Origin of the sequence: Mesorhizobium sp. CO1-1-7, from assembly GCF_020164885.1 — a bacterium.
In the GTDB taxonomy this organism is placed as follows: Bacteria; Pseudomonadota; Alphaproteobacteria; order Rhizobiales; family Rhizobiaceae; genus Mesorhizobium; species Mesorhizobium australicum.
On record NZ_JAIUHA010000007.1, the window covers coordinates 356,823 to 383,152 of the forward strand.

A 26,330-nucleotide genomic window follows, 5' to 3' on the forward strand; every position below is an offset into this window, starting at 1 on the left:
GGTCCAGCTACCTGTTGCCAAAATGAGGCAACAGAATGACTTCGGACGGCGTGTTACACTGCAAGCGGCGTCGAATCCAGCCCGCCGACCGGTAATTCTTGACGACGCCATTGGCCGCCACGCAGGTGCCCCATGCTAGGGTGCGGACCGAATCATCAAGCCGACCTGTTAAGGAGACGGTCATGGGCCGCGTTCTTGTTTGGCTGGTCACCGCATTATCGTTTTTCAGCCTGTCGTCGCCTCCGGCGCTGTCGGAGCCGAAACACGCGATTGCGATGCAGGGCGAACCGGCCCTGCCGCCGGACTACACCCATTTCAGCTACGTCAATCCCGACGCGCCGAAGGGTGGCAGCATTACCTATTGCGTCGTCGGCAGCTTCGACAATCTCAACCCTTTCATCCTGAAAAGCCTGCGCACGACCGCGCGCGGCATGATGGACACGATTTACGGCAATCTGGTCTTCGAGCCGCTGATGCAGCGCAGTGCCGACGAGGCCTTTACCCTTTATGGGCTTCTGGCCGACACCGCCGACATGGATCCCGAGCGCAAGACCATCGAATTCCATCTCAACCCGAATGCCAAATGGTCGGATGGTCAGCCAGTGACGCCGGAAGACGTGCTGTTCACCTACGATGCCTATACGCAGAAAGGCCGTCCGCCCTACAGCGACCGCATGGCCAGGATCGCCAAGCTCGAAAAGACGGGCGACCATAGCGTGCGCTTTACCTTCAATGACAAGGCCGATCGTGAGTTTCCGCTGATCATCGCGCTGACACCGATCATCCCCAAGCACGCTTTCGACATCGACACTTTCGACAGGACGACGCTGAAGCCGTTGATCGGCAGCGGTCCCTACAGGATCGCGCAGGTGACGCCCGGCCAGCGCATCGTCTTCAAGCGCAACCCCGACTATTGGGGCAAGAACGTTCCCGCCAAGCGCGGTTTCGACAATTACGACCAGATCACCATCGAGTATTTTCTCAACGCCAACGCCAAGCTCGAAGCTTTCAAGAAGGGTCTTTGCGCCATCGACGACGACAGCGATCCGGTGAAACGCGAGCGCGATCTCGACTTTCCGGCGTTTCATAGGGGAGACGTTGTCTCAGAAACCTTCGATACCGGCATTCCACCCGTCGTGACGGGTTTTCTGTTCAACACGAGGCTGCCGAAGTTTTCCAACCCCGTGGTTCGGCGCGCGCTCGGCATGCTTTATGATTTCGAATGGGCCAACAAGAACCTGTTCGGCGGCAAGTACACCCGCACGATGAGCTACTGGCAGAACTCGGAGCTTTCCGCGCTCGGCCATCCGGCTGATGACAGGGAAAAGGCGCTGCTGGCGCCCTATCCCGGCCGCGTGCCGGCCGACGTCATGGACGGCACCTGGAAACCGCCGGTGACGGACGGTTCGGGCCAGGACCGCAAGGTGCTGAAGACCGCTTTCGATCTTCTGAAAAGCATCGGCTACCATGTGCAGGACGGCACGATGATCGATCCCGACGGTAGACCTTTCGGCTTCGAGATACTGACCGCCTCGCAGGATGAAGAACGTCTGGCCGGCATCTATCAGCGCACGCTTGAGAAGATCGGCATCAATGTCAGCATTCGCAGCCTGGACGGCGACCAGATCCAGTCGCGCAAGCAGCGTTTCGATTTCGAGGTCCTGATCGGCTCCAGCGGCTTCAACAATTCGTTGTCCCCTGGCATCGAGCAGATCGGGCGCTGGTCGTCCGCCGCGGCCAGGACCGAGGGATCGTTCAACCTCGCCGGCGTCGCCGATCCGGCGATCGATGCGGCCATCGACGCAATGCTGCGAGCCCGTTCAAAGGAGGACTACGTCGCGGCGGTTCGCGTTCTCGACCGGCTGCTGATCTCCGGCTATTACATGGTGCCGATGCAGTACAATACGCAGCAGTGGCTTGCTTACTGGAATTATCTGGAACATCCGCGCAAGACGCCCATATTCGGTTATCAGCTGCCAACATGGTGGCGCAAACCGAACTGAAGTCCGGAGATCGAGATGAGCGAAGCGAACGCCATAACCGTCGACGTGGTGTCGGACGTCGTCTGCCCGTGGTGCTTCATCGGTCAGAAGCGGCTGGACAAGGCGATCGCCGCGGCCGGCGATGTCGAAGTGCATATACGCTGGCGGCCGTTCCAACTCGATCCAACCATTCCGCCGCAAGGCAAGGACCGCCACGACTACATGCTGGCCAAGTTCGGCAGCGACGAGCGCATTCGCGAAATTCATGCCCGCATCGAACCGCTTGGCGAAGCTGAAGGCATTTCCTTTGCCTTCGACGCCATCAAGGTGGCGCCGAACACACTCGACGCGCATCGGCTGATCCGCTGGGCCGGTGCCGCCGGCGAGGACGTCCAGAACCGACTGGTGCGCCGCCTATTCCAGCTGAATTTCGAGGAAGGCGCCAATATCGGCGACCACACCGTATTGGTCGAAGCTGCCCGCGAAGCCGGCATGGACGCCGCTGTTGTTGAAACGCTCTTGCCGAGTGACGCTGATGTCGAGGCGGTTCGCACGGAAATCGCCACCGCGTCGCGCATGGGCATCACAGGCGTGCCGTGCTTCCTGCTCGAGGACAAATATGCCGTGATGGGTGCGCAGGATGCCGACACGTTGGCCGATGCGATCCGTCAGGTCGCGGCGGCCAAGGCGCGTGGCGAGTTGGAGAAAACCGGCTGAGGCCAGCGGACGCTACTTCGCCTTCATTTGGCGTGCTGATGAAAGAGCCGCTTGCCATTGGCCGGTGCGGATCACCCCTTTGGTTGACGAATGGGCAAGAGAACGTCCTGCACTCCCGCTGTTCCAATCCGATATTGGCGACTTCGCCACGGCAAGGAATCAGACGTTGAGGACAGCGTGTTCTCAGGCATTCTGGCCAGGTCTCGGGAAGAGAACCCCGGCCCTCATGATTTTTTGAGTCACGAAACCGTGTGCCAGGTTTCCCCAAGGGAAGATCGACAGAAGCCCCGTTCGCCGCGTCCAAGTTGCTGAAACCAATCAAAATTTTCTGATCGTTGCCCACCGTTTTGCTGGCGATTCGATCTTCAATCTGTTGCCTCAGCGCAACGGCCGCCAGAGCAATCTCATAGGCCTGGTTTAAAAATTAATGGAAAATGATCAATTGGTGTTACCATCCGTAACAAAACAAAAAAGGTTTGGGCGGGATCGTGATTCGGATCGGCAGGCGATCGCAAGAGTCAGTACCGGATGGACTACGCAGCGACGCCGCAGGGCGGTCGCATTTGACGCCGGTATCCTCGATGCGCAATTTCTGGGGGCTCGTGCGAGCCTACTGGATCTCGGACCGCTGGAAGGAAGCCTGGGCGCTGACGCTGGTGATAGCCCTGCTCACCGCGCTGTCCAGCAAGGCTAGCGTGTGGTTCGCCATGGCGTCGGGCGAATTGGTGAATTCGATCGCCTTCCTGCACGATGCCGCCAACACCAGGCCCTTGGAAACAATCCTGACCAACGCCGGCATACTGGTGCTGCTCGTCATGCTCAAGGACGTCGGCTTCACCGGCGTGCGCAATCTCGTCTCGGCAACCTTGCATCGCAAATGGCGCGGCTGGCTGAACGACCAATTCAACCAGGCCTTGCTCGACGGCAACCATACCCATTTTCACGCTCAACATGGCTCCCCGGACGGCGGCATCGTTGCGCCTGACAATGTCGACCAGCGCATCCAGGAATCGATCAAGGACATGACCGGCGGTGCGATCGGCCTCGCTATGGGCGTGCTGGGGTTGGCGACTTCGCTCTACTTCATAGGCCAGAACCTGTTGCAGTCGTCAGTGGAGGTCAAAGGCCTGGAGTTCCTTGGCAGCTATGGCAGCGCTGTTCTCGCCCTTCTCGCTGTTGCCACGTACGTCCCCCTCAACACCTGGATCGCCGTCAAGCTCGGCAGCCTGCTGGAACGTCTCAATATTCGCATGCAGAAGGCCGAGGGAAGTTATCGTAGCGAACTGACGACGTTCCTGCGCCGCAGCTTCCATGTCGCCGCCTCGCATGGCGAGGGCGTGCAGAAGAGGATGCACGACCGGCTCTATGTCGACATCGATCGCACCTGGGGGCGGCTGAATGTCGTCAACTCCAGCTATATGTCGTTCGAGCTGATCTACAACTTCGTCGGCGCCCGTATCGTCGCCTATGCTCCGGGCCTTGTGCCGTTCATCCACAGCCGCTTGGACTATAAAGGCTACATCACCGGCTCCGAAATGGTCGCCCAGCTCATCAGCCAGTGTTCCTGGTTCATCCATGTCATGCCCGCCATCGCCACGCTGCGCGCCAACAGCCAGCGCGTGACGGAGCTCGCCAACGCGATCGAGAAAGTCCAGCACCCGCAGGAATTCTACAGCCAGAGCGGCCGTTCCGACTTCCACTACGCCAGCCAGAATCCGGTCTTCGGTCTGACCATCCAGAAGCTGGAGCTGGCGCATCAGGGTGAGGATGCGACACCATTCCTCAGTTCCGCCAACCTGCGCTTCCGGCGCGGCGAATGGACCTTCCTGAAAGGCGAATCCGGGTGCGGCAAGACCTCGCTGATCAAGGCGATCAACGGCCTGTGGCCTTATGGCCGCGGCACCATCGTCTTCCCCGAGGGCGTCAAGAGCTTCTATGCCGCCCAGGAGGTCAAGCTGCCGCAGGTGTCGCTGAAACAGCTGGTCTGCCTACCAGGCTCCGAAGGCGACCACGGCGATACCCAGGTCGCGTCGGCACTGCACAAGGCTGGCCTTGGCGATTTCATCGAACACATGGCCAATGAAAGCCGCGAGGGCAAGAGCTGGGATCAGGTCCTGTCGGGCGGCCAGAAGCAGAAGCTGGTGGTGGCTCGTATCATCCTGCAGCAACCGGGCCTGCTGTTCCTCGACGAGGCGACCGGGGCTCTCGACCCTGATGGCAAGATTGCCTTCCACCAAGCCATCAAGGACAACTGCCCTGATGTGACGGTGATCAGTGTCATGCACGAAGCCGTGGCACCGAGATCTGCTGCCGGGACCGAGTTCTACCACTCGATGGTCCTGATTGCCGACGGCGTCGCCACGAAGAAGCCGCTTGCCCCAAGCCTGCCGCTGGAACTCACCACGATCCTGGCCCAGCCAAGGCCGGTCGAGGACAAATGGACGCGTTTCTCGCGCCGGCTGAAGCAGAAATAACGCTGATGTCCCCGTGGCTTGCCACGGTGAACGGTCCACGGTGATCACAGTCTCGCGATCCGGGCCGTTCGGCACTGTTTTCCTTCCTCACCGCGATTGACTCGGCAAGGCGCGCTCCTATGTTGCGCCGGCTTGCAGCAGTCAAAAGCGAACCCGCAAGCAGAAAGGTCACCGCGCCATGCCTGGCGACAGTCACAGTCGAACGCAACGGCCGTCCGCCTAGACGTGACCTGAATGGTTCATGTCCTGCCGGACGGCAAGGAGTGAGCCATGAACGATTTTTTCCCCGTAGCGGACGACGAGGCCGTCGCTATCGCCCGCATCCTTGCCAATGATCACGTCGCCGACCTTGTCGAGGCGCTCAACCATGAATCGCGCGAAACCGCGACGGAGCTGCTTTGCGCCGTACCCTTCGAACGGCTGGTCGAGATTTTCGACCAGCCTGAGCTCGAAGGCGCGCCCGCACTGGCGGAGGCCCTGCCCCGTCCCAAGGCGAGCAAGCTGCTCACCGCCATGTCCGTCGACCGCGCGGCCGACATCCTGCGCGAGCTCGACGAGCCGGCACGCTCCGAGCTGCTCGGTGCGCTGGCGCCGCCGCTGCGCGCCACCCTGCTTTCCATTCTGGGCTATCCCGAAGGCAGCGCCGCCTCGATCATGACCACGGAGTTCGTCAGCGTGCCCTCCGACTGGACCGTCGGACGCACGCTCGACTACATCCGCAAGGTCGAACGGACGCGCGAGACCGTCTATGCAATCTACATCGTCGATCCGCGGACAAATCTCCTGGTGCGGTCGACGGGCTTGCGTCGGCTCATCACCGGTGAACCGGACGACCCGATCCTGTCGGTAGCGCCGGACCGCCTGCCGGTGACAGTCACTCCGCTGACGGATCGTGAACACCTGGCGCAGACGATCTCCAAATACGATCTGCTCGCCGTCCCGGTCGTCGACAACGGCAAGATCCTCGGCATCGTCACCATCGACGACATCATCGACACGATGATTGAGGAGACGACCGAAGACGTGCATCGCTTTGGCGGCATGGAGGCTTTGGACGAGCCGTATATGAAGATGAGCTTTCTCGCCATGATCAAGAAGCGCGGTGGTTGGCTCTGTGCGCTGTTCATCAGCGAGATGCTGACGGCCAATGCCATGCAAAGCTATGAGGGCGAGCTGGAGAAGGCGATCGTGCTGACGCTGTTCATCCCGCTGATCATGAGCTCCGGCGGCAATTCCGGCTCGCAGGCGACCTCGCTGGTCATCCGCGCGCTGGCGCTGCGCGAAATCGGCCTTCGTGACTGGTGGCGGGTGGCGCTGCGCGAACTGCCTACCGGTCTCGTGCTCGGCGCCATGCTGGGCGTGGTCGGCGTCTGCCGCATCGCGCTCTGGCAATATATGGGCTTCTATGACTATGGCCCGCACTGGCCGCTGATTGCCGCAACCGTTGGTGCCGCACTGGTCGGCATCGTCACCTTCGGTTCGCTGTCGGGGTCGATGCTGCCTTTCGCCCTAAAACGGATCGGTTTCGATCCCGCCAGTGCATCCGCACCGTTCGTCGCCACGCTGGTCGATGTCACCGGACTGGTGATCTATTTCTCGGTGGCGCTCGTCATCCTGCGCGGCACCTTGCTGTAGCGGTTCGACTGCCGCCGCCGGCCGTGGCTGGCGGCGGCAGCGCCGCGTCAGGCGACGTCAGACGCGCTCGCCGTCCTTCACTCGATAGGTCGGCTTGTACATGGTGACGAGCTCTTCGGAGGCGGTCGGGTGCACGGCCATTGTGCGGTCGAAGTCGTCCTTGGTCAGTCCGGCCTTCAGGGGGATGCCGAGCAGCTGTGCCATTTCGCCGGCATCCGGCCCCAATATGTGGGCGCCGAGAACCCTGCGCGAAGCGCCATCGACGACCAGCTTTATCAGCATCTTTTCGTCACGGCCCGACAGCGTGTGCCGCATCGGCCGGAAGCTGGCGCGGTAGATTTCGACATCGGCGAAGCGCTTTACGGCTTCGTCTTCCGACAGGCCGACCGTGCCGATTTCCGGTTGCGAGAAGACAGCCGTTGCGATCGTGTCGTGGTCGGGCGCCGTCGGATTGTCCTTGAAGGCCGTCTCGACGAAGCACATGGCTTCGTGAATCGCCACCGGGGTCAGCTGCACGCGGTTGGTGACATCGCCGATCGCCCAGATATTGTCGATGCTGGTGCGGGAATACGGGTCGACCTTGATCGCACCGGTCGCGGCGGTCATATCGAGGCCTATGCCTTCCAGGCCCATATTCTCGGTGTTGGGGATGCGGCCGATGGCCAGCATCACCTGATCGACCGTCAGCACCTGCCCCCCGATGAGCTGCGCGTCGAGCCGTCCGTCCGGCCGCTTGCTGACCGATTCGGAGACGGAATGGCAAAGGATCTTTATCCCCTTCTTCTCCATCGTCTCATGCAGCGTGCGCCGCAGGTCCATGTCGAAGCGGCCGAGGATTTCCTTGCCGCGATAGACCAGTGTGGTGTCTACGCCGAGGCCATGGAAGATGTTGGCGAACTCGACCGCGATATAGCCGCCGCCCTCGATCATGATCGCCTTTGGCAGTTCCTTGAGGTCGAAAGCCTCGTTGGAAAAGATGCAGTGTTCGTGGCCGGGCAGCGCCGGATGCGCTGCCGGACGGCCGCCGGTGGCGATCAGGATCTGATCGGCGGTGACGGTGCGGTCCTCGCTCAGGAGGTGGATCACGTGCGGGTCGACGATCATCGCCCGCGTGTGAAACGTCTCGCCACCCGAACCCTCGACATTCTTCTTGTAGATCGCTTCCAGGCGGCTGATCTCGCGGTCCTTGTTGGCGACCAGCGTCTGCCAGTCGAAACTGGCTTCCGGCACTGTCCAGCCATAGCCGGCGGCGTCGGCGAAATGCTCGGGAAATTGCGAGGCATAGACATAGAGCTTCTTCGGCACGCAGCCCCTGATGACGCAGGTGCCACCGAAACGGTATTCTTCGGCAATGCCAACGCGCTTGCCGAGCGCTGCCGCGACCCGCGCCGCCCTCACCCCTCCGGAGCCGCCGCCGATGACGAAGAGGTCGTAGTCATAACCGGCCATGAAGCGGCTCCTTGAACGCCAAAATTCGACTGACAGGTAGGCCGCAAACCGTCAAAAGAAAAGCCCGGACAAGCCGGGCTTCACAGATGGCCGCAAGGCCGTCGGAAAGATCACGATCAGTTCTGCGTGCCGTCCGCCGGCGCAGAACCGTCGGCGGGGGCCGCGCCATCCGCCGGAGCAGCTCCGTCCGCAGGAGCAGCACCATCCGCGGGGGCGGTTGCATCGGCGGGTGCGGCCGGCGCCTTGGCTTTTGCCGCCGCTGCCAGAGTCTCGCCGACTTGCTGGGCGAGATCGCGCGCGACGCCGTTCTGCCAGATGTCGGCGGCCTTGACGAGGTCACGCGTCACGGTCGGGCCGCTGTCGAGCAGCTTCTTGCCGGACTCGGAGCTGTAGAAAGCCGCGATGTCGGAGAGTTCCTTTTCGGAAAACACCTTCGCATAGGCAAGAGCCGCTTCCTTCTCGAGATCCGCACGGCGTGAGGCCATCGCCAGCGCCTTCTCGTTGATCGTCTTGCCGATCAGTTCCTGCATGTCCGGGTTCTTCTGGATAAGCTGCGATTCGAGCGCCGCGGCGGCCTGCGGCAGGATGTTGTCGAACGGGTCGGTCGCGTGGATCGCGGCGACCGCGGCGCGTGCGGCCTTCAGATGCGATTCCGTGACGTCCTGCGCGAAGACAGGCGAGGAGAACGCGAAGACGGCCGAAGCCGCCACAAGGACGGAAAGACGGCGAACCCGGTTATGCAACATCATGATCGGTAGAACTCCCTGGTTTTCGGGCGGCATGGACAGTTTGGATACCGTCGCCGCCGGCGATGATGGCCGCCGACGCCAGCCCGATGAAAAGACCATGCTCGACCACGCCAGGAATGGCGTGGAGAGCATTCGAAAGCGCTCTTGTATCCGGAATGCGGCCAAAAGATGCATCGAGGATAAAATGGCCGCCGTCTGTAACAAAAGGCTGGCCTCCCGTCATCCTCAATGTCACCGGACCGGAAAGGCCGAGATTTCCAGCCGCCATGGCCACGGCGATCTCGGTCGCGCGCAGGCCGAACTGGTTGACTTCGATTGGAAGCGGAAACCGGCCGAGTGTCTCGACCATCTTCGAACGGTCGGCGATGACGATCATGCGCTGCGAGGCCGCGGCCACGATCTTCTCGCGCAGCAGCGCGCCGCCGCCGCCCTTGATCAATGTCAGCTCCGGGTCGACCTCGTCGGCACCGTCGACGGTGAGATCGAGTTCGGGCGTTTCCTCCAGCGTCGACAGCGGCACGCCGAGTTCGCGGCACAGCGCAGCAGTGCGTTCAGAGGTCGGCACGCCCGTTATGGTCATGCCGGTGGCGACCTTGTCGGCAAGCAGCCGCACGAACTCCTCGGCAGTGGTGCCGGTGCCGATGCCGAGCCGCATGCCGTCGCTGACATGGGCAAGGGCCGCCCGCGCGGCCTCGACCTTCAATTGTCTCGCATCCATGCTGCTTTGCTGCCCCGAAACCGAATGCATGTCGCCCAAAATGACCTCGGCTTTGGGAAAACGACATGCATGAAAGAAAGACCTGAAGCGCGCCGCATGAGTCGGTTTCGACGCGACGCGCTTTAGCGTTTTCGGCTCCTAGCATTTTTGCAGGCCGGGTCAAAGCCCTTGGCGGCCGTCCCGCCGGTCTGCTTGCCTTAACGCGTCGCAGCCGTTATCGCCTGCCATGCACAAACCTGCGCAGGATGGATCATGACTCGCCCGATCATCGTGTTCGACCTCGATGGAACGCTGATTGACACGGCGCCGGACCTGCTCGACAGCCTCAACCACAGCCTGGCGGCCAGCGAACTATCGGCCGTCGACGAAGCCGGCTTTAAACGCTTCGTCGGCCATGGCGGTCGGGTGATGATCGAGCGGGCGCATGCCGCGCAGCAACGATCCCTCAAGGTTGAGGAGCACGACCGGCTGCTGAAACTGTTCCTCGATCACTACACCGACAACATTCCGGGCAAATCCCGCCCCTACCCCGGCGTGATCGAGGCGATTGCCCGCTTTGAGAAGGCCGGCTATCTGCTGGCCATCTGCACGAACAAATACCAGGCCAATTCGCTGGCGCTGATCGAAGCACTCGGCTTGACCAGGCATTTCGCGGCAATTGCCGGGCAGGACACGTTCGCGTTCCGCAAGCCCGATCCGCGCCACCTGATCGAGACCGTCAAACTCGCCGGCGGGAATCCGCACCGTGCCGTGATGGTCGGCGATTCGCAAACCGATATCGACACCGCCAAGGCGGCCGGTATTCCTGTCGTCGCCGTCGATTTCGGCTACACCGACCGTCATGTGCGCGAGTTCGAGCCCTCGGCGGTGATCTCGCATTTCGATGCGTTGACGCTCGATCTGGCACAAAGGCTGATCGGCGCCGCCGCGCGCTGAGCGCCGACGATGAAAATCTCTGCGGAACGGGCCTTGGCGAGACCGCAAATCCGATCTGTGTGACAACACCAGACGCTGCCTTGACTTAATGGGTCGGCCTCCCTTATATCGCGGCTCGCTTGGCCTCCGGGCAACGAGCGGGCGATTAGCTCAGCGGGAGAGCACACCCTTCACACGGGTGGGGTCGCAGGTTCAATCCCTGCATCGCCCACCATCTGTTTGCTGAACATCACATCGGCAGCTACAGCCCGCCTTCCCCTTTGGCGCTCTGCCTTTCCGCACAGGCGCTGAACGCCGGAACACCCACATGCGGAACAAACCTGCATGACAGCGAGTTTCCTTGCGTCGAAACTTGAGGGAAAACCATGTCCAGATTTCTGCTTGCGGCCTCCGTCGTCGTTCTTTTCGCCGCCGGACCCGCCTTTGCCGCGGATGAAACTGCACTGCCGCCACCCAATGCCAAGAAGCTGTCGGAGATCATCGCTAAGGTCGAGCAGCGTGACGGGTTTCGGTACGTGAAGGAGGTCGACTGGGACAAGGACGGCTACACCGTCACCTACTATACCTCGGACAAGGCAAAGGTCGAAATCGTCTTCGATCCTGTGACGGCCGAACCAAAATAAGGTTCGCGGACATCACGTCGCGAATGCGCTGCGTCTGCGTGTTCTCAACGACAAAACGAGCGTCAAAATTGTCCATCCTGGCGTATGTTAGGCTGGGCGCGGGGCCGCGCCTTCGGCAATCCTGTTGGCTTGGGGGCCATGATGCGATGTTTCGTTAGACCCTATCTTCTGTCTGTATTCGCCATCGTCTCAGCCGGCGGCTTCCTTGCCGTTTCTCCGGCATTGGCGGACGGGCCGTCCTTCGACTGCGGCAAGGCAAACCTGCCGGCGGAAAAGGCGATCTGCGCCGACCCGCAGTTGTCGGCGATCGATCTGCTGGTTTCGAAGGCCTATAAGGAATTCGAGCCGGCGTTCGGCGGCGACAAGCGCAAGATTGCCCGCGGGCTGATCGCCGATCGCAATGCTTGCAAGAGCGATACCCCCTGTATCGTCAGCGCGCTCGACAACGCCTTGCAGACCTATGGAAATGCGCCGTCCTGGGTGCAGGACTACACCATCGCGCTGATCGGCAAGAAGGCGCTGGACGCCGCTGCACGGAACCCCGGCAATAAGGACCAGCCCCTGCCCTCGGCGATCGGCCAATGCGCGTCGACGCATATCGAGACGCTGACCACGCGGCTTGGCGACGATCCGCTGGAAACGGCTACTCCCGAAGCGGGCAGCGCGGCCACATTCACCAATGGCGGCGGCGCCGTATCCTATAATCGCGAGGCTGGCCTTGCCGCCGCCAAGGTCGGCGAACCCGTCGTCATGTGCTTGATCTCCATTCCCAGGGACTGCCCCAAGGACGACGACCGTGGCCGGGTTTATTATTCCGTCGACCTGGTCGCGAAAGGCTCCTGGGCTCTCCCGGATTCGCAGCATATGTGCGGCGGCGCCTGAGCTGCGGGATTTTCACCAGCGAGCCCAGGAGTGCTCCGTCTCCCCTTGCGTCAATTCGCCATTGATGGCTGATTGTGGAAGGATCAGGCTTCACCGGGGGGTGGACATGTCAACTGCGAAGCACTTGATGAAGCGCGTCCTCATGATGCTGGCCGGCTATCTCGTCGCCATACTTGTTGGTCTGATCGCCGTCGTGGCGATCTATGCCGCGCTGAGTTCCCTGCCCAACGCGCCAGCCTATTTCGACCTCATGGGGGTCTCGCCGATCGCGGCCTTTGTGGTACCGCCGCTCGGCATGTTCATCTATTTCCTGACCATCGTGGTGACCGCGCCTCAGACGCTGATTTTTGCGCTGATCGCCGAATTCTTCTCTCTTCGCAACGCTATGCTGCACATGGTCTTCGGCGCCGCGGCTGCGGCCGGAGGTTTCTTCCTGATCTGGCCGGGCGCGGCGAAGGACGTGGATCTGGAGCGCTGGGTCGACATCGGCATCATAGCCGCCGCCGGTCTGGTTGCCGGGCTGGTCTATTGGCTGATCGCCGGGCGCGACGCCGGTTTCAGGCGCTCGCTGTCGGAGCGATAACGACTAGCTCGAGGGTGAGCGCACCGCCTCGGTTGCGTCCAGGGCCTGCTTCAGCCGGGAATCGCGATCGTAGACGTCGCTGAAATACTCGACCTTGCCGGACATGTCGGGCCAGGCGGTGAAATAAGCGACATAGACTGGGATCTTGCGTATCACATCCTCGGTCGAGTGTCCGTGCTTCAATTTCTCCGCGATATAATCGACCGAGGTGCCGAGCACTGCCGCCGCCATGCCGCGCGGATCCTGCAGGCGCACGCAGCCATGGCTGAGCGCGCGCATATCCTGCTTGAAAAACGATTTCTGCGGCGTGTCGTGCATGTAGATCGCGTGCTTGTTGGGGAACAGGATCTTCAGTTCGCCCAGAGCATTGGCCTCGCTCGGCTGCTGGCGCACATTATAGGGAATGTTGGCGCCATAAGCGCCCCAGTTCACCGCCGACGAAGGGATGCGCTTGCCGCGTGAATCCGTCACCTCGTAGCCGGCCCGGTCAAGATAGCCGGGATCGCCGCGCAACCTCGGCAGCATTTCGTTGACGATGATCGACTGCGGCACGCCCCAGTAGGGGTGGAAATCGACCTGCTTGATCTGGTCGTAGAAGAAGGCGGTCTGGTTGGTGACGCGGCCGACGACGGCACGCGTCTTCAATTTTTCCTGGCCGTCGTCGATATAGCTTGCGGTGAAGGCAGGCTGGTTAATGAAAACACGCGGGCTGCCGAGATCGGAAGGCAGCCAGCGCAGTTCTTCCAGCGCCACCTCCACCTTCAGCAGCCTGTCGGCCTTCGACGTCCCGGCCAGCGTGGCGACCGTGCGTGGACCGATGACGCCATCGCCCTTCATGCCTTCCTTCTGCTGCACCGCCTTGATCAGCGGCACCAGCTCGGGAACGTAGACTTCGCTGGTTGCCAGCCGCGACAGGACCTCGCCATAGGTGCCGCCCATCTCGTCATCGAGATTACGCGCGATCAGCGACAGCAGCTTCGGCAATTCGGGGCTGGTTTCGCCTGGCTTCAGCAGCAGCTTGGGATCGACGACGATTTCGTTCTCGGCGCTCGCCTGCAGCGCTTCCAGTTCGACGCGCAGCGCCTGATATTCCGCATTCTGCGGATGGCGCGATTCCAGATAGGTGCGAACCTCCTGGGTATGCGCCAGAGTCTTCAGCACGCCCATCATGTCGAGCGGCTTGGCCGGGAAATCGTAGTAGCCGGTCATGCGGTTGGGCTCGACACGGCCATTCTGGGCGTCATGGGCATAGCGCAGGACACGTGCCGACAGCGCCATCTCGAATCGCACGAGCTCCTTCAGCTTGACCTCGTCGTCCGCCGAGGACGAACTGGCAGCAGGCACATCGACCGTGTAGTCGGCAGGCGTGAGGCCGTAGCTTGCAGCCTCGCCGAGCACCCGCACGGCATCCTGGGCGCGGTTGTTCGGGGTGGTTCCGGTCACCCAGATGAAATCCGGGTTGGCCGAGTAATAGGCGATCAGCGCCTTGGCGATGTCGGGCTCGGCATAGAGTTCATAGTCGGCGAGCCCGGCAATGGCTTCATGGAAGGCAGCACCCGTGGCCGAAGGCACGAAAGCGGCATCTTGCGGTGTAGCCGGCTGCGGCGCCGTAGCCAGCGTCGAGAAGTCGACACGCACCAGCTTGTCGGCCTTGTAAGTATAGTAGGACGGACTGCTGATCCTCACGCCGCCGCCGGCCGGAGCGTTCGGCTTGGGTTTGTGCTTCGGCGGAGGAGGCGGAAACTCGCCTTTCGGCTCATGCCTGATGCCCCCGCCGAACAGCATGTCGAAAAATCCCTGGGCCCCTGCCTGAGGCATGCCGAAAGCCAGCGTCGCCGTAACCGCCACCAGCGGCATCACGGTTGCTTTTTTACCGAGGAATTTCATGGATCACCCGCTCCGGTCGCAACCGGTTCCCGTTCCGCACGCTAGACCGTCCCGCTCACCGCATGGCGGATGTAAGGCGCGACTATACCGATTCATACCGATTTCGTTAAGCTTTCATAAATTTCGGCAGGGCTGTTGCAGAACGGTTTCACAACATCGTGACGGCCGGCGCGACCGAACTGTCGCGCCGGCCCGGGAATCCCTGTGGCTTACGCGTTTGCGCCTCCATCGATGGTCAGCGCGGCTCCGGTGACGAACCTGCCCTCCGGTCCGGCGAGCCAGGCAACCATGCCGGCGATATCGTCAGCTTCGCCGAATCGCGGGGTGGCCATCTTCTGGCGCTGATGCTCGGCATGCGGGCCGTCGGCCGGGTTCATGTCGGTGTCGGTCGAACCGGGATGGACGACATTGGCGGTGATGCCGCGTGACCCGAGGTCGCGGGCCAATGCCTTAGTCAGGCCGACCAGCGCCGCCTTGCTGGCCGAGTAGGCGCCCAGGCTGGTGTCGGTGACCCGCTCGGCCAGATTGCTGCCGATCGAGATGATCCTGCCGCCCTCGCCCATGTGCCTTGCCGCCGCTTTCGAGGCGATGAACGGCGCTCTCAGATTGATCGACATGGTTTCGTCGAAATCGGCAAGCGACAGCGCATCGATCGGCGCGGCGCGCCAGATGCCGGCACTGTTGACCAGGATGTCGAGCCGGCCGAAGGCAGTCACAGCATCGGCCACCGCCTGGTCTATGGCCTCGGCGTCACGGTTGTCGGCTTTAATGGCGATGGCGCGACCGCCCTTGGTCTCTATCTCGGCGACGACGGACCGAGCCTGCTCCTCGCCATGCACATAGGTCAGCGCCACATCGGCCCCCTCCGCCGCCAACCTTCGTGCAATGGCCGCGCCGATACCGCGGCTGCCTCCGGTGACGAGTGCTGCCTTGCCGTTCAAATTTCCTGATGACATCGGTTTCTCCATTTATGTAGCGATTGATACATAAATACCTGCCAGCCTTGCCCGGCCGCGTCAACTCATTTATGTATCGATCAACACAGAAAAGAGCATCATGTCGGAAAGAGGCCGTCCACGAACCTTCGATCGAACCGCGGCCTTGCGGCGCGCGATGGACGTGTTTTGGGCCAAGGGCTATGAAGGCGCATCGATCAGCGATCTCGCCGTGGCAATGGGCATAAATTCGCCGAGCCTCTACGCCGCCTATGGCAGCAAGGAGGCCCTGTTCCTCGAGGCGACCGATCTCTATTCCCGCGTTGAGGGCGCCGACATCTGGCTCGCGCTGGAAGAGGCGCCAACGGCGCGGCTTGCGATCGAGCGGTTCTTGCGCCGGACCGCGAAGGCCTATTCGCAAAGCGATCGTCCGCAGGGCTGCCTGATTACGCTGGGTGCGCTGCACGAAGACTCGAGCCGGGGCGCGATCTGCGCGGATTTGCGGCGCCGGCGCGCCGAGAATCTCGCCGCGCTGAAGAAGCGTCTGGAGCGCGGCGTGGCCGAAGGTGAATTGCCTGCCGACTTCGATTGCCTTGCAGCCGCGACCTTTTTCGCAACGGTCCAGCATGGCATGTCGATTCAGGCGCGTGACGGCGCTTCCCGCGCCGCCCTGATGGCGACGGTAGCCGGGGCAATGGCCGCTTGGAAGACCATGGCCGGCACCGTCGAGGCGTGACAAACACCATCCGTTGTGCTCGAAATCCGACTTGCCAGCAAACCTGCGGCCGGAGGGAACCACGTGAAAAAAGGGTATCGCGAACTGCTGGATGAGGCCAACGCCGAGATCGAAGTGGTTTCGCCCGAGGAAGCGGCAGGGCTGCTTGAGGACGAAGACACCATCTTCGTCGATCTGCGCGATCCTCGTGAAATCGAACGCGACGGCAGAATTCCCGGCGCCAAGCACGTCACGCGTGGCATGCTGGAGTTCTGGATCGATCCCGAAAGCCCCTACCACAAGCCCTTCTTCGCTTCCGGAAAAAGCTTCGTCTTCTTCTGCGCCGGCGGCTGGCGTTCAGCGCTGGCCACCAAGACGGCGCAGGACATGGGTCTTTCCCCGGTCAAACACATCCTCGGCGGCTACACGGCCTGGAAGGCTGCCGGACTGCCTGTAGAGCCCGGAGACAAGAAGAAATAGCCTGAGTGCCGCTCAGTGGAGCAGCGACGGGTTCTGCTGCATGGTCACGAAGCCGACGGCGCGTTCAACCACGCCCTTGTCGGCCAGAATGCGGCGATGGCCGAGCCCGTCGGCCCAGTGCAGCCGTACATGGTCGCCGGCGCCGGCATAGCGTCGTGCATGTTCAGCCGGCACCTCCCGGTCGTCGGGCGCGTGGATGACCAACGTCGGCACGGGCGCCTGGGCGAGCTGCCGGTCACCGGTGAATTCGTGCAACGGCCGGCCGGAGAGATATTCGACGCGGTCAGCCATGGCGACCTGCGAGCGGGGACCGACATTGAGCATGCGGCTGAAGTCGGCGAAGATTGCCGGCAGCGAGCTTGGTGCCGCGATCAGCACAAGACGTGCGGCCGACAGCGGCGGGATGTCCTTGACGGAGCCGGCGATGGCATTGGCGGCAACGGCACCTCCGAAGGAATGGCCGACGGCAGCCACGAACGGCCCAAACCATTCGCCGGCCACTCTTGCGGCTTCGACGGCATTGACCATGTTCAGGTGCCTGCCCTGCGAATGGCCATGACCGGGAAGATCGAGTGAGACGACCTTGTAGCCGGCGGCGCGAAAACCTTCGATCAGCACGCGCATATATTCGGTACGCGAGCGCCAGCCATGGATGATGAGGACGGTGCCGGCGGACTCGCGGCCCGGCTCGGGGCGGAATTCATGAACCATGACGCAGCCGGTCGCGGTCTTCAGCCGGTGATGCCGCGCCTCGGCCATGAACTCCGCGGCGCGGTCGATGGCGCGGCGCTCGCCGTCGGTCAGTGTCCTGGTGCTTGGCGTACGGCAGAACAATTCGAAAGCCGCACGCCCGGTGATGCGCGGCGCGACATGTTCGGCCGCACCAAACACACCTCGGATGACCTTCAGCCCGAATGATGCCATAGTCAGAATCCATCCATACGTTCAAGCATGAACATAATAGTTCAAAGATGAACAATAAACAAGAGCTACCCTGGGACAACCCGCGTTTTCGCAACTGGGTCGCGGTGGCGCGCGCCTGCCATGTGCTGGAGCGCACGCTGGCGGTGAAACTTGCGCCGCTCGACCTGAAGCCGGCGCAGCTCGACGTGCTGATGAACCTCTACCGCCATCCGGGCATGTCGCAGCACGACCTCGCCCGCAAGCTGCTCGTCGGCCGCTCCAACATCACCATGCTGTTGCCGCAGTTGGAGACGCGTGGCCTGCTGCGGCGCGAAGGCGATGAGAAGGACAAGCGCATCTTGCGGCTTACGCTGACCGAAACCGGCGAGGCGCTGCTGATGCGGGCGCTGAAAGTGCATATGGCGCTGATCGAGAAGGCAATGAGCCAGTCGACGCCGGAACAATGCGACATGATCGGCGAGCAGATGCGCAAGATCTATGACGTGCTGAACGAGGCGTGATCGCCCTTTCAGGCGATCACCACATCGATTTCTTCGCCCGCTCCGGCCATTCCCTGTCGTAGGTTTCGCCATCGATATTCTTGCGGCTGGTGATCTCCAAAATCTTTCCTGGTGTCGGCAGCGACTTCGGGTCGACATGCTTGGCAGGGTTCCACAGTTCCGACCGCACGATGGCGCGAGCGCACTGGAAATAGACCGAATCGACATCGATCACGGTGACCGAACGCGCAGGCTTGCCGTCGACCATGAACGACGCGCACAACGCTGGGTCCGTGGTGATATGGGCCCGGCCGTTGATGCGCAGCGTCGTGCCGGAGCCCGGCACCAGGAACAGTAGGCCGACACGCGGATCGCTGATGATGTTCTTCAGCGAATCGGCACGGTTGTTGCCGCGCCGGTCCGGCATCATCAGCGTTTTCGCATCGACGATGCGCACGAAGCCCGCGAGATCGCCGCGCGGCGAACAATCCAGCCCCTCCGGGCCGCTGGTGGCTAGCGCGACAAAGGGCGAGGCTTCGATAAAGGCGGCGTATTCGGGGATGACGTGGTCAAGTTCCTTGACCACCGAGGCCTCGCCGGGCAATCCGTAAAGGGCTTCGAGTTGTTCGACTGTGGTGATGACCGACATTTTTCAGTCTCCCGTCCCGCCGCCCCTACGCCCGATCCGTGACGTTTTGACGACGCAATGGCGGCTAACGATCGCGGCTCAGGCCCTTCTCGGCGAGCTCCGCGAGATAGGCATTCCAGCGTGCATCCTTCTCATGGCCGAGCGTGTGCAGGTAATTCCAGGTGAAGATGCCGGTGTCATGGAAGTCGTCGAAGGTGATTCGCACCGCATAGTTGCCGACCGGCTCGATCTTCAGGATGGCCACATCGCGTTTGCCGGGAACCGTCACCCGCTGTTCGGGCGAATGGCCCTGCACTTCCGCCGACGGTGAGGCGACGCGCAGCAGCTCGGCCGGCAACTCGAACGGCTGGTGGCCGGGAAAGGTCACGGTGAGCAGCTTGCGGTCCTTGGAGACCCTCAGTTCTTTCGGAGCCGTCATGATCGATCCTGCCTGAATTTGCCCTTCCCTACGCTGCTTCGCGCCAAGCGAAAAGGTATGGGATCGTGCCGACACGCAATGTCGGTCGCGGAATGTTACCAAAGATCGAGGTCGGCTATCTTGAATGGCGGGCTGGATCGTATCACATAGCTGTATATAACGGCGCCGTTAACGGCCACGGAAACGCTCGAACATGAACATGATCGACCCCTTCGGTCGCACGATCAGCTATCTCAGAGTGTCGGTCACCGACCGCTGCGATTTCCGCTGCACCTATTGCATGGCCGAGGATATGGCCTTCCTGCCCAAGAAAGACCTGCTGTCGCTGGAAGAACTCGACCGGCTCTGCACCGTGTTCATTGAAAAGGGTGTCAAACGGTTGCGCCTCACCGGCGGTGAGCCGCTGGTGCGCAAGAACATCATGCATCTGGTGCGCCAGCTTTCCCGGCACCTTGACAGCGGCGCACTGGAAGAACTGACGCTGACCACCAACGGTTCGCAGCTTTCGCGCTTCGCCGCGGAACTCGCCGATTGCGGCGTCAAGCGCATCAATGTTTCGCTCGATACGCTCGATGCCGACAAGTTCCACGCCATCACCCGCTGGGGTCATCTCGGCAAGGTCATGGCGGGCATTGATGCCGCCCAGGCGGCTGGATTGAAAGTCAAGCTCAACGCGGTGGCGCTGAAGGATTTCAACGACGCCGAGCTGCCCGAAATGATGCGCTGGGCGCATGGTCGCGGCATGGACCTTACCGTCATCGAAACCATGCCGATGGGCGAGATCGACGCCGATCGCACCGACCAGTACTTGCCGCTGTCGCTGCTGCGCGCATCACTCGAGCGCCAGTTCACGCTGACCGACATTCCGTTCAAGACCGGTGGCCCGGCCCGCTATGTCCAAGTCGCCGAGACCGGCGGAAAACTCGGCTTCATCACGCCGATGACGCATAATTTCTGCGAAAGCTGCAACCGGGTCAGGCTGACTTGCACGGGCACGCTCTATATGTGCCTTGGCCAGGAAGACGCGGCCGACCTACGCGCTCCGTTGCGCGCGTCCGAAGGCAATGAACTGGTTGCCGACGCTATAGACGAAGCCATCGGCCGCAAGCCGAAGGGCCATGACTTCATCATCGACCGCCGCACCAGCCGTCCGTCGGTGTCTCGGCATATGAGTGTCACCGGCGGCTGACCTTGTCTCCTGTCCGTGCGAGAATGCCGTGCAATCATCGGCTTCGGGGCAAGGCATGCGACGGCTCTACTCAATCATCATATCTCTTGCCGCGGTCTCGGCGAATACCGCGTTTGCCGCGCAATCCACCTACGTGAACGAGCGCTTCGGCACCGTTTGCACCTTCCCCGACGATATCTTCACCGATCGCCAGCCCGAGCCTGAGAATGGCGACGGTCAGGTATGGCTGAGCGCGGACGGCGCCAGCCTGACATGCTCCGGCATCCTCAACATCGACCATGAGACGCCGAGAGACTTTGTCGTCGGCGAAAAGACGAGCAATGAGCCTGGCTACAAGCTCACCTACGGCAAGGCCGGCAAGGATTGGGCGGTGCTGTCGGGCGTGAAGGACGGAAAGATTTTTTATGAGCGGCGGCTGTTTGACGGGGATGGCGTCATCCGCACGGTCTGGATCGACTATCCGCCGGCGCTGAAATCGAAATATGACCCGCTGGTCGGCGCCATCGCTGGCAGCCTCAAGGGGCCATGAACCGTTCGAGCCAAGAGTATTTTAGCCACACCGCAAACAAATCTCTGTCGGCAAATGTCGGTCTGATTTACTGGTCATGGTTTCCCGCCTACCCTCCGTTCCGTAGCGATTCATCGCATTTTCGGGGGATTACATCATGCGCAAACTTCTTCTCGCTTTCGCCTTGCTCGGCTTGGCTGCCCTGCCGGCGGCTGCCCAGTCGATCGGCGGCACTTACACCGTTGCCGGCACCAATTTCGATGGTTCGTCCTATGGCGGCGAAGCCACCATCACGCTGACCAGCGGCACCACCTGCACGATCCACTGGGAGACCGGCGGTTCTTCTTCCGATGGCATCTGCATGCGCAACGACAACGCATTCTCCGCTGGCTACGAAATGGGCAAGGATATCGGCCTCGTCGTCTACAAGGTCGAGGATGACGGGTCGCTGCATGGTCTGTGGACCATCGCCGGCAAGGAGGGGAACGGCACCGAGGTGCTGTCACCCAAGAAGTAGACAATCCCTCGTCCGCACCGTGTCGGGAGGCGTTGCCGCCTTCCGACAGAATTCATACCTCGTCCGGGATGGTTTCACGCCGGCGAAGATGGATATCGGGTCCTGGCCCAGCCCTTTGCCGTTGCTGTCTCGTGGCGGGCTGTTACAGCCTTGCTTGCCAAAGCAACCGGTAGATGTCTTGCCCCTTTCCCCAAATCTTCGCGGCGCGTTGTTCATGGTGGTAGCGATGGTTGGCTTCACGCTCAACGACGCCATCACCAAATACTCTTCTGAGTCGATGAACATGGCGCAGGTCATGTTGATCAGAGGGGCGTTCGCCTCGCTGTTCGTCGGTCTGCTGGCTTGGCAACGTGGCGCACTTTTTCAGCCGCGCCTGATGCTGCAGCCGCTGGTGGCGGTCCGTGTCCTGGGCGAGGCGGGCGCTACGGTGTCCTTCCTGGTCGCGCTCGCCCATTTGCCGATCGGCAGCGTTTCGGCCGTTCTGCAAGCGCTGCCGCTGGCGGTGACGATGGGCGCGGCGCTGTTTTTCGGTGAAGCGGTCGGCTGGCGGCGCTGGCTGGCGATCGCCATCGGGTTTGCCGGGGTCATCATCATCGTGCGGCCGGGTTTCGAGGGCTTCAGCATTTACTCGCTGGTGGCGCTGGCATCCGTCGCCTGCTGCACGGTGCGGGACCTTGCCACCAAGCGCATCCCCCAGGCCATCCCGACGATGCTGGTCTCGACCGCCACCGCGCTGGCCATGACCGTAGTCGGTGCGTTTTTGTTGACGCCGATGGGTGGCTGGACACCGATGACCGGCAAAAGCACGGCGCTGCTGGCGCTGGCCGCGGTGCTGGTGCTCATCGGCTACCAATTCATCATCATGGCGATGCGATCGGGTGAGATCTCCTTCATCGCCCCGTTCCGCTACACGGCGCTCCTCTGGTCGATACTGCTTGGCTTGATTATTTTCGGTGACATACCGGACGTGCCGATGACTGGCGGCGCGGCAATAGTTGTTGGCTCGGGTCTCTATACGCTTTATCGCGAGCGGATGGTCGGCCGGCGAAAGATCGTCGCCGAAAGCACCGGCCCGGCCATGGCGCCGGAAGGACTCTAGCACCCCCTTGAAGCCGCTTGCGATTTCCGCGGCTGGCGTACAGGCTGGATAGCATGAAGCGGGATATTGCTGGGCTCATCCTGGCAGGTGGCCAGTCGAGGCGGATGGGCGGTGGCGACAAGGCGTTGTTGCCGCTGGGCGGCGGCTGCGTGCTCGACCAGGTGCTGTCGCGATTTGGCCCGCAGCTCGAGACCCTGGCGCTCAGCGCCAATGGCGATCCGGCGCGGTTCGCCCGGTTCGGGCTGCCGGTGCTTGCCGATACCATCGAAGGCTTTGCCGGGCCGCTTGCCGGAATCCTGACCGGCCTGGAATGGGCCGCCGCCGGCACGCCTTGCAGGGCGATCGTCACAGCGGCCGGCGACACGCCTTTCCTGCCGCCGGATCTCGTTGATCGTCTTGCGGCGGCGGCGCATCAACACCCCGGTTCGATCGCCGTCGCCTCTTCGGCGGGCCGGCGGCATCCGACCTTCGCGCTGTGGCCAACCGGATGCCGCGAAGCCTTGCGGCATTTCCTGGTCGATGAGGACAACAGGCGCGTTTCGACCTTTATCGAACAACACGGCCATGTCGACGTGGAATTCCCTGTCCCGCAATCCGCCGGAATCGATCCTTTCTTCAACATCAATGTGCCGGACGATCTTGCCCAGGCTGAACAGCTGTTGCAGAGCATGTCGCCATGAACAGACGCATCTTCGGCATCACCGGCTGGAAAAACTCCGGCAAGACCACACTGACGGAAAGGCTGGTCGCGGAGCTTGTGCGGCGCGGCTGGAAAGTCTCGACGGTCAAACATGCTCATCATCATTTCGACATCGACAAGCCCGGCGCCGACAGCTTCCGCCACCGGCAGGCGGGTGCTACCGAGGTTGCGATCGTATCGGGCAGTCGCTGGGCGCTGATGCACGAATTGCGTGGCGAGCAGGAGCCGCCGCTGGATGCCATCCTGTCGCGGCTCGCCCCCTGCGACATCGTGCTGGTCGAAGGCTACAAGCGCGAATCCCACCGTAAGATCGAAACGAGGCGGCTGGAAGCGAAGGACCGGACGCCGCTTGCGGTGGATGATCCCAATATTGTCGCCGTCGCCGCGGATTTCGCCATCGCCGACCAGAGCCTGCCGGTGTTCGACCTCGATGACGCAAAATCCATAGCCGACTTCATCGAGCGTACGACCGGCCTCGTTGCTTGAGAAGTAACGTAACGGTAGAAGCCCATTACCGATTTCGGCGGTTTTGCGGTTGCTTTTTTCTTGGAAAGAGTGGGAGTATCGGCCTAGCGGGCGGTCAAAAAGCACCGCCCCACAGAGCCGTTTCGGAACGACGGCCGGGACCATAAAGAGAGGACTATCATGCGTATTGCACTGCGTATCGCGCTCGCCGCATCGGCTGCGCTGCTGACGCTCGGCGTAGCCCAGGCCCAGGAGAAGACCCTGCGGATCGGCACCGAAGGCGCCTACCCCCCCTTCAACAACCTCACCGCCGATGGCCAGCTTGTCGGCTTCGACATCGACATCGCCAAGGCACTTTGCGATGAGATGAAGGTCAAGTGCACCTTCGTCGCCCAGGATTGGGACGGCATCATCCCCGCACTTCAGGCCGGCAAGTTCGACGCCATCGTGGCCTCGATGTCGATCACGCCGGAGAGGCAGCAGAAGGTCGACTTCTCGCACAAATACTACAACACCCCGTCGGCGATCGCCGTGCCGAAGGATTCGCCGCTCAAGGGAGTGACCAAGGAAGACCTCGCCGGAAAGAATATCGGCGTCGCCACCACCACCACCCATTTCAACTATGCCTCGAAGACCTACACGGACAGCACCATTAAGGGCTATCCGAGCAGCCCCGAGGAACAGGCTGACCTCGCCAATGGCCGTCTCGACGCCATCGAGGACGATATTGTCGTGCTGCAGCAGTTTCTGGATTCGCCTGAAGGCGCCTGCTGCAAGATCCTCGGCCAACCCTCGCCGCAACCTGTCGAAATTTTCGGACCTGGCGCCGGCATCGCCGTTCGAAAGGGCGATACCGACCTGGTCAACAAGCTGAATTCCGCCATCGACGCCATCCGCGCCAACGGAAAATACAAGGAGATCAACGACAAGTACTTCAAGTTCGACGTCTACGGCGCCGAGTCCTGATCATCATTGCCAAGGCGGCGGGGTTTCCCTGCCGCCTTGTTCATCTCGGGAGCGCCGTGGGGTAAGGCCAGTCAATGCCAGTCCAAAGCATATGGACACTGCTCAGTTGGGGACCGGAGGGCTGGAGTGACGATATTGCCTATGGTGCGTTGGTCACCATCGCGCTCGCGCTTGCAACGCTGCCGATCGGCCTAACGATCGGCTTTTTCGTGGCCTGGGCCAAGCAGTCCGAAGAACCGTCGCTGCGGCTGGCCGCCAACATCTACACCACCATGTTTCGCGGCTTGCCGGAATTGGTGACGCTGTTCCTGTTCTTCTTCGGCATGCCCATCCTGCTGCAATACGTCATCCGCCTCTTCAAGCCGGAGGCAACGATCGATGTCGATAGCTTCATCGCCGGCATGATCGTGCTGTCGCTGATCTTTTCTTCCTACGCCAGCGAGGTATTCCTCTCCGCCTTTCGCGCCATTCCGAAGGGCCAGTATGAAGGCGGCTATGCAATCGGCCTGTCGAAATGGCTTACCATGCGCAAGGTGATCCTGCCGCAGCTGCTGCGCATCGCCTTTCCCGGCCTTGAGAATTGCTGGCTGAGCCTGCTCAAGGACACCGCCCTCGTCTCGGTCGTCAACCTCGCTGAAACCCTGCGCAATGCCGGCGTGGCGGCACGTGTCACCAAGCATTCCTTCCTGTTCTACAGCGTCGCCGCACTGGTTTTCCTCGTCCTGGCGATCCTGTCCTCGATCGCAACCGGGTTCATCTTGCGCTCGCTGGGGCGGAGGGAGGCACGATGAGCGTCACGGAAGCGATCTCGGTCGACCGCCCGCCGCCGCGGGCACGCGGCTGGCCGCGCACCCGCATCGTCGGTTACGCACTCGTCGGCCTCTGGATCCTCTTCGGCCTCGGTATCCTCGCCTATCTCGTCTACGCCTGGAATGGCGAGTTCTTTGCCAGATATGCACCCGCCTATCTGCAGGGACTGTGGACCACGCTGTCGCTCGTGGCGATCTCGATGGTGGCCGGCGCGATCTTTTCGCTGCCCGTCACCTATGGCCGCATGTCGAAGAACCGGTTCTTGTCCGGCCTAGCCTATTGCTATGTCTATTTCTTCCGAGGCACACCGCTGCTCGTCCAAGTCTACCTCGTTTACTATGGCTTGGGTTCTTTCCGGCTGCAGCTCGAGTCCATCGGGCTGTGGTGGTTCTTCCGCGAGGCCTTCAACTGCGGGGTGTTCGCCTTTGCGCTCAACACCGCGGCATACCAGGCCGAAATCCTCCGCGGCGCCATCGAGAGTGTTCCCAGGGGCCAATGGGAAGGTGCTGCCTCGCTCGGCCTGCACAAGCTGCAGACGCTGCGCAAGGTCATCCTGCCGCAGGCGTTCATCGTGGCCTTGCGGCCCTACGGCAATGAACTGGTTCTGATGATCAAGGCCTCGGCCATCGTCGCCATCATCACGGTCTATGACCTGATGGGCAATGCGAAGCTTGCCTACGCCAAATCCTTCGATTTCCAGGCCTATGTCTGGGTCGCCATCGTCTATCTGGTGATGGTCGAAATCCTGCGCCATGGCGTCGAATGGATCGAGCGCAGGATTACGATCCACCTCAATCGCTGAGCCGCTCCGGATCGGCCTGTGCCAGTCGATGCCGCAGCG

Annotated in this window: 28 protein-coding genes and 1 tRNA gene; 21 read left to right on the forward strand and 8 right to left on the reverse strand. The window is 61.9% G+C overall.

Annotated features, from left to right (window positions below; all coding sequences use genetic code 11):
• Positions 1-182 precede the first annotated feature (182 nt).
• From LB516_RS17990 to mgtE, 4 genes are all read left to right on the forward strand, one after another.
• Positions 183-2,003, forward strand: coding sequence for an extracellular solute-binding protein (locus tag LB516_RS17990; protein WP_224720107.1), 1,821 nt, complete (start codon positions 183-185; stop codon positions 2,001-2,003).
• 15 nt (positions 2,004-2,018) lie between these two features.
• Positions 2,019-2,699: a DsbA family oxidoreductase gene (locus LB516_RS17995; protein WP_141907153.1), complete on the forward strand. Its 681-nt coding sequence runs from the start codon at positions 2,019-2,021 to the stop codon at positions 2,697-2,699.
• Positions 2,700-3,280: 581 nt separating this feature from the next.
• Positions 3,281-5,173, forward strand: a complete 1,893-nt coding sequence (locus tag LB516_RS18000; protein WP_181166502.1) for an ABC transporter ATP-binding protein/permease — start codon at positions 3,281-3,283, stop codon at positions 5,171-5,173.
• 270 nt (positions 5,174-5,443) lie between these two features.
• Positions 5,444-6,808: a magnesium transporter gene (gene mgtE / locus LB516_RS18005; protein ID WP_224720108.1), complete on the forward strand. Its 1,365-nt coding sequence runs from the start codon at positions 5,444-5,446 to the stop codon at positions 6,806-6,808.
• 57 nt (positions 6,809-6,865) lie between these two features.
• Here mgtE and gor read toward each other — a convergent pair whose 3' ends face one another.
• The 3 genes from gor to rpiA form a co-directional block, all read right to left on the reverse strand.
• Positions 6,866-8,257 carry a glutathione-disulfide reductase gene (gene gor, locus LB516_RS18010; RefSeq protein ID WP_140824446.1) on the reverse strand — a complete coding sequence of 464 codons (1,392 nt, stop codon included), beginning with the start codon at positions 8,255-8,257 and terminating at the stop codon, positions 6,866-6,868.
• 116 nt (positions 8,258-8,373) lie between these two features.
• Positions 8,374-9,006: a DUF2059 domain-containing protein gene (locus tag LB516_RS18015; protein ID WP_140619662.1), complete on the reverse strand. Its 633-nt coding sequence runs from the start codon at positions 9,004-9,006 to the stop codon at positions 8,374-8,376.
• Positions 8,993-9,724 carry a ribose-5-phosphate isomerase RpiA gene (gene rpiA / locus LB516_RS18020; protein ID WP_140664506.1) on the reverse strand — a complete coding sequence of 244 codons (732 nt, stop codon included), beginning with the start codon at positions 9,722-9,724 and terminating at the stop codon, positions 8,993-8,995. Before rpiA ends, LB516_RS18015 begins: the two co-directional genes overlap by 14 nt.
• 252 nt (positions 9,725-9,976) lie before the next feature.
• Here rpiA and LB516_RS18025 point away from each other — a divergent pair, with 252 nt between their 5' ends.
• The 5 genes from LB516_RS18025 (at position 9,977) to LB516_RS18045 (ending at position 12,748) form a co-directional block, all read left to right on the forward strand.
• The gene (locus tag LB516_RS18025; protein WP_224720109.1) at positions 9,977-10,660 is read left to right on the forward strand and encodes a phosphoglycolate phosphatase; all 684 of its coding nucleotides are present in this window, start codon (positions 9,977-9,979) and stop codon (positions 10,658-10,660) included.
• A gap of 139 nt (positions 10,661-10,799) precedes the next feature.
• Positions 10,800-10,874 (forward strand) — tRNA-Val (locus LB516_RS18030).
• 151 nt (positions 10,875-11,025) lie between these two features.
• Positions 11,026-11,283, forward strand: coding sequence for a PepSY domain-containing protein (locus tag LB516_RS18035; RefSeq protein WP_015317872.1), 258 nt, complete (start codon positions 11,026-11,028; stop codon positions 11,281-11,283).
• 141 nt (positions 11,284-11,424) lie between these two features.
• Positions 11,425-12,165 carry a lysozyme inhibitor LprI family protein gene (locus LB516_RS18040; protein WP_224720110.1) on the forward strand — a complete coding sequence of 247 codons (741 nt, stop codon included), beginning with the start codon at positions 11,425-11,427 and terminating at the stop codon, positions 12,163-12,165.
• Between the two features lie 106 nt (positions 12,166-12,271).
• Positions 12,272-12,748: a hypothetical protein gene (locus LB516_RS18045; RefSeq protein WP_224720111.1), complete on the forward strand. Its 477-nt coding sequence runs from the start codon at positions 12,272-12,274 to the stop codon at positions 12,746-12,748.
• Between the two features lie 3 nt (positions 12,749-12,751).
• Here the strand turns inward: LB516_RS18045 and LB516_RS18050 are convergent, their stop codons facing one another.
• On the reverse strand, positions 12,752-14,635 hold the full coding sequence (locus LB516_RS18050) for a murein L,D-transpeptidase (RefSeq protein ID WP_224720112.1): 1,884 nt from the start codon (positions 14,633-14,635) through the stop codon (positions 12,752-12,754).
• A gap of 209 nt (positions 14,636-14,844) precedes the next feature.
• Positions 14,845-15,591, reverse strand: coding sequence for a 3-oxoacyl-ACP reductase family protein (locus tag LB516_RS18055; RefSeq protein ID WP_140619669.1), 747 nt, complete (start codon positions 15,589-15,591; stop codon positions 14,845-14,847).
• 100 nt (positions 15,592-15,691) lie between these two features.
• On the opposite strand from LB516_RS18055, the gene LB516_RS18060 reads away from it, so the two are divergent.
• A complete protein-coding gene (locus tag LB516_RS18060) occupies positions 15,692-16,306 on the forward strand; it encodes a TetR/AcrR family transcriptional regulator (RefSeq protein ID WP_224720113.1) in 615 nt (204 codons plus the stop codon).
• A 63-nt stretch (positions 16,307-16,369) separates the two neighbouring features.
• Positions 16,370-16,765, forward strand: a complete 396-nt coding sequence (locus LB516_RS18065) for a rhodanese-like domain-containing protein (protein WP_015317866.1) — start codon at positions 16,370-16,372, stop codon at positions 16,763-16,765.
• A 12-nt stretch (positions 16,766-16,777) separates the two neighbouring features.
• Here the strand turns inward: LB516_RS18065 and LB516_RS18070 are convergent, their stop codons facing one another.
• Entirely contained in the window at positions 16,778-17,689 is a 912-nt protein-coding gene (locus LB516_RS18070; RefSeq protein ID WP_224720114.1) for an alpha/beta hydrolase, read from the reverse strand.
• A 47-nt stretch (positions 17,690-17,736) separates the two neighbouring features.
• Between LB516_RS18070 and LB516_RS18075 the strand changes: the two genes are divergently transcribed.
• Entirely contained in the window at positions 17,737-18,189 is a 453-nt protein-coding gene (locus LB516_RS18075; RefSeq protein ID WP_023773737.1) for a MarR family winged helix-turn-helix transcriptional regulator, read from the forward strand.
• 16 nt (positions 18,190-18,205) lie between these two features.
• Here LB516_RS18075 and LB516_RS18080 read toward each other — a convergent pair whose 3' ends face one another.
• Complete coding sequence (locus LB516_RS18080) at positions 18,206-18,817, reverse strand: pyridoxamine 5'-phosphate oxidase family protein (RefSeq protein ID WP_224682621.1); 612 nt, start codon at positions 18,815-18,817, stop codon at positions 18,206-18,208.
• Between the two features lie 64 nt (positions 18,818-18,881).
• The gene (locus LB516_RS18085; protein ID WP_140619676.1) at positions 18,882-19,235 is read right to left on the reverse strand and encodes a gamma-butyrobetaine hydroxylase-like domain-containing protein; all 354 of its coding nucleotides are present in this window, start codon (positions 19,233-19,235) and stop codon (positions 18,882-18,884) included.
• Positions 19,236-19,428: 193 nt separating this feature from the next.
• On the opposite strand from LB516_RS18085, the gene moaA reads away from it, so the two are divergent.
• From moaA to LB516_RS18130, 9 genes are all read left to right on the forward strand, one after another.
• On the forward strand, positions 19,429-20,424 hold the full coding sequence (moaA, locus tag LB516_RS18090) for a GTP 3',8-cyclase MoaA (RefSeq protein ID WP_140664526.1): 996 nt from the start codon (positions 19,429-19,431) through the stop codon (positions 20,422-20,424).
• A gap of 55 nt (positions 20,425-20,479) precedes the next feature.
• Positions 20,480-20,953 (forward strand): hypothetical protein, encoded by a 474-nt coding sequence (locus tag LB516_RS18095; protein ID WP_224720115.1) that lies wholly within the window; start codon positions 20,480-20,482, stop codon positions 20,951-20,953.
• A gap of 136 nt (positions 20,954-21,089) precedes the next feature.
• On the forward strand, positions 21,090-21,449 hold the full coding sequence (locus tag LB516_RS18100) for a hypothetical protein (RefSeq protein WP_015317859.1): 360 nt from the start codon (positions 21,090-21,092) through the stop codon (positions 21,447-21,449).
• Between the two features lie 178 nt (positions 21,450-21,627).
• Positions 21,628-22,548, forward strand: a complete 921-nt coding sequence (locus tag LB516_RS18105) for a DMT family transporter (protein WP_224720131.1) — start codon at positions 21,628-21,630, stop codon at positions 22,546-22,548.
• Between the two features lie 53 nt (positions 22,549-22,601).
• Positions 22,602-23,228, forward strand: coding sequence for a molybdenum cofactor guanylyltransferase MobA (mobA, locus tag LB516_RS18110; protein WP_140790821.1), 627 nt, complete (start codon positions 22,602-22,604; stop codon positions 23,226-23,228).
• Complete coding sequence (mobB, locus tag LB516_RS18115) at positions 23,225-23,734, forward strand: molybdopterin-guanine dinucleotide biosynthesis protein B (protein WP_140619683.1); 510 nt, start codon at positions 23,225-23,227, stop codon at positions 23,732-23,734. The genes mobA and mobB overlap by 4 nt, the downstream gene beginning before the upstream one ends.
• A 159-nt stretch (positions 23,735-23,893) precedes the next feature.
• Entirely contained in the window at positions 23,894-24,679 is a 786-nt protein-coding gene (locus LB516_RS18120) for an ABC transporter substrate-binding protein (RefSeq protein ID WP_015317855.1), read from the forward strand.
• 74 nt (positions 24,680-24,753) lie between these two features.
• Positions 24,754-25,470, forward strand: a complete 717-nt coding sequence (locus LB516_RS18125) for an ABC transporter permease (RefSeq protein ID WP_015317854.1) — start codon at positions 24,754-24,756, stop codon at positions 25,468-25,470.
• Complete coding sequence (locus tag LB516_RS18130; protein WP_140619685.1) at positions 25,467-26,291, forward strand: ABC transporter permease; 825 nt, start codon at positions 25,467-25,469, stop codon at positions 26,289-26,291. The genes LB516_RS18125 and LB516_RS18130 overlap by 4 nt, the downstream gene beginning before the upstream one ends.
• Positions 26,292-26,330 lie beyond the last annotated feature (39 nt).